The 432-nt window shown below is 67.8% G+C and carries 1 protein-coding gene; it reads left to right on the top strand.

Going from position 1 to position 432, the window contains the following annotated elements:
* A partial coding sequence (locus RNB18_RS52490) for a phosphotriesterase family protein (RefSeq protein WP_449657665.1) occupies positions 1–432 on the top strand: 432 nt, incomplete at both ends.

Here is a 432-nt window from a genome sequence, read left to right as displayed (position 1 = left end):
GCCCAGGCCCACCGGCAGACCGGGGTGCCGATCTCCACCCATACCCACGCGGCCAGCCGGCGCGGCCTCGAACAGCAGCGCATCTTCGCCGAGGAGGGCGTCGATCTGTCCCTGGTGATCATCGGCCACTGCGGCGACACCACCGATATCGGCTACCTCGAGGAATTGATCGCCGGCGGCTCCTACATCGGCATGGACCGCTTCGGCGTCGACGTCTACCTCCCGTTCGAGGAGCGGGTCGCGACCGTCGCGACCCTGTGCGAGCGCGGCCACGCCGAGAAGATGGTGCTCTCGCACGACACCTGGTGCTACTTCGACGCACTGCCCGACGACCTGACCGCCCACGCCCTGCCGAACAGTCACTACCTGCACATCCACAACGATGTGCTGCCTGCGCTGCGTGAGCGCGGGGTCACCGAGCACCAGATCACC

Origin of the sequence: Streptomyces doebereineriae, assembly GCF_031845645.1 — a bacterium.
GTDB lineage: Bacteria > Actinomycetota > Actinomycetes > Streptomycetales > Streptomycetaceae > Streptomyces > Streptomyces canus.
Note: the sequence above shows the minus strand (reverse complement) of the source record. Positions and strands in the feature narration are given on the sequence as shown.